A 2,966-nucleotide genomic window follows, 5' to 3' on the forward strand; every position below is an offset into this window, starting at 1 on the left:
TTCACGGTCACACCCATCGACCGGCGGTGCATGATCTGAATATCCAGCTGCAGGGACAAACCACACCAGCCAAGCGTTATGTGCTGGGCGACTGGAGCGACCAGCAGGGCTGGAAAATTGAACTGGATGAACAGGGCTTACATCTACAAAGCTTTGGTTATTCATAACGCAACACCTTGCACTCCCGCCACACCCGACTAGGCTTGAGATAATCCATAGAGGATTTTTTCATGCGTATTGCTTTGGCTCAAAACTTGTCACCCTCCTCCCCGGATGCTGCACTGCTTCAACTGGAAGAACACTGCAACACCGCTGCTCATACTGGGGCTGATTTATTAATCACTCCGGAATTAAGCCTGACCGGTTATGGTTTAAAAACGCTGGAGCTGATGAAACTGGCAGAAATACCTCTGCTGGGGCCACTGACCAGCCGTGCCAGCGAACTGGCGCGCCAATACAATCTGGCACTGGTGGTCGGTTACCCAGAAGTAGCCACCGGTTCGCTGCCTTACAATGCCGCACTGCTGATTTCCAACGAAGGTGAGCCACTGCTCAACTACCGCAAGACCCACCTGTTCGGAGAACTGGATCGGCGCCGTTTCACGCCCGGTGAGCGGCTGATGAAACCGGTGGAATGGCAGGGCTGGCTAATCAACCTGGCAATCTGTTATGACGTGGAATTTCCAGAAGTGGCCCGCAGCCTGGCCTTGAAGGGTACTGAGCTGCTGCTGGTACCCACCGCCAACATGCACCCTTACACCAGTGTTGCTCAACGCCTGGTGCCAGCCCGTGCGGAAGAAAACACCCTGTTTGTGGCCTATGCCAATTATTGCGGACAAGAAGCCGAACTCCACTACTGTGGCTACTCCTGCATCTGTGACCCCTTGGGTGAAAACCTGGCATGTGCGGATGATGCCCCAGGGCTGTTACTGGTTGATTTGCCACACCGCCAGTTACTTCATGCACGCCAGCAACTCACCTACCTGAAAGACCGGAGACCCAACCTGTATGAGTGATACCAGCTCACCCCATCAGAAACCCTTTGCCTTGTTCGGGCCGGATTTCACCTTTGCTTATGATGACTGGCTGCAACATCCGGCCGGGCTCGGCCAGTTGCCAGCCACACAACACGGCACCCGTGTCGCCATCATTGGTGCTGGGCTGGCTGGGATGGTGTGTGGTCACGAGCTGATGAAACTGGGCTTGCAGCCAGTGGTGTATGAAGCCGGACGCCTTGGTGGTCGTTTACGCTCAGCCGTGTTTGATGGCAGTGATGGCGTGATTGCCGAGCTGGGCGGCATGCGTTTTCCCCGCTCTTCTCGTGGTTTTTACCACTATGTGGAACAAACCGGACTGCGCACGGCTCCCTTCCCCAACCCACTGACGGAAGCCGCCGGTTCCACCGTGATCGAACTGGAAGGCGAGCGCTTTTATGCCCGCCGACTCAGTGACCTGCCACCGCTGTTCCAGCAAGTAGCTAAGGCCTATGACCAGGCACTGGAAGAACAGGCCAGTTTCAGCGCCCTGCAGGAAGCCATCCAGCGACGGGATGCCGCTGCCGTAAAGGCCATCTGGAATCCACTGGTGAAAGACTGGGATGAACGCACCTTTTATGACTTCATTGCATCCTCTCGTGCCTTTCAGCAACTGAGCTTCCGGCATCGGGAAGTTTTTGGTCAGATGGGATTTGGTACTGGTGGCTGGGATTCTGACTTTCCCAATTCCATGCTGGAAATCCTACGTGTCAACGCCACTCGCTGTGATGAAGATCAACACCTGATCATTGGTGGTGCTGAACAGTTGCCACAGCGCTTATGGCAACAACCGCTGCAGCAGGCTGTTCACTGGCCAGCCGGCACCAGCCTGCAACAACTGAATCAGGGCGCACCACGACCAGCCGTTCGGCGCATCCACCGCAATGCCGAAGGTCAGCTCACCCTCACGGATAGCCGCGGCCATCAGGAAAGTTTTGCTGCCGTCATCACCACCTGCCAGAGCTGGCTGCTGACTACCGCCATCGATACTGAAGAAAACCTGTTCAGCCAACCCCTGTGGATGGCACTGGATCGCACCCGTTACATGCAGTCAGCCAAAACCTTTGTAATGACGGATCGCCCCTTCTGGAAAGACAAAAACCCGCAAACTGGGGAAGACTGCATGTCGATGACCCTGACCGACCGTTTGACCCGTGGCACTTATCTGTTTGATCAGGGAGACAATCGCCCAGGCGTGATTTGCCTGAGTTATGCCTGGATGTCGGATGCATTAAAAGTGCTGCCACTGGATGCAGAAAAGCGTGTAGAACTGGCACTGGCGGCACTAAAAAAAATCTATCCGGATGTAGATCTGGCCAGCCATATCCGCGGCAATCCCATCACCGTCAGCTGGGAAAGCGATCCTAACTTCCTTGGTGCCTTCAAGGGTGCACTGCCGGGGCATTACCGCTACAACCAGCGGATGTACAGCCACTTTATGCAGGATCAATTGCCCGCCGGGCAACGCGGGCTGTTTCTGGCCGGTGACGACATCAGCTGGACTCCCGCCTGGGCCGAGGGTGCGGTGCAAACGGCGTTAAATGCCGTGTGGGGCGTGCTGCACCACCTGGGCGGTCACACCCACCCGGACAACCCCGGCCCCGGTGACTGCTGGCAAACCTGGCAGCCAATTACACTTGGTAACTAAGCAAGCACAAAAATAGAACGAATATTTTTTGTGCACCAAAAGAATGCAAAACACCCCCTCGACCACCTCAAGATGCGCACTGTATCGGTGCGCTTCCATGCATTTTTTATGCAGATTACCTTGCATCCTACTGAAATAAAAAGGACTTTATTTGTGGCCTACATCTTGCTTGTCACTTGCCATCCTTGATTTACATCAAATAATAACAGCACCAAAAACTTCCATAACTTTTTTACATGCATCTGCCGGAGACTGCTGATGACACAACTGATTAGCCATAATAT

The 2,966-nt window shown here is 54.5% G+C and carries 2 protein-coding genes; both read left to right on the plus strand.

Annotated features, from left to right (window positions below):
- Positions 1–230: 230 nt before the first annotated feature.
- Positions 231–1,016: a carbon-nitrogen hydrolase family protein gene (locus tag IBX50_RS19215; protein ID WP_292258008.1), complete on the plus strand. Its 786-nt coding sequence runs from the start codon at positions 231–233 to the stop codon at positions 1,014–1,016.
- Positions 1,009–2,682, plus strand: coding sequence for an NAD(P)/FAD-dependent oxidoreductase (locus tag IBX50_RS19220; RefSeq protein ID WP_292258009.1), 1,674 nt, complete (start codon positions 1,009–1,011; stop codon positions 2,680–2,682). The genes IBX50_RS19215 and IBX50_RS19220 overlap by 8 nt, the downstream gene beginning before the upstream one ends.
- The last annotated feature ends 284 nt before the right edge of the window (positions 2,683–2,966 follow it).

Source organism: Marinospirillum sp. (genome assembly GCF_014859565.1).

Coding starts and splice junctions, on each gene's coding strand:
- IBX50_RS19215 (WP_292258008.1), top strand. CDS start 231: ATGCGTATTGCTTTGGCTCAAAACTTGTCACCCTCCTCCCCGGATGCT.
- IBX50_RS19220 (WP_292258009.1), top strand. CDS start 1,009: ATGAGTGATACCAGCTCACCCCATCAGAAACCCTTTGCCTTGTTCGGG.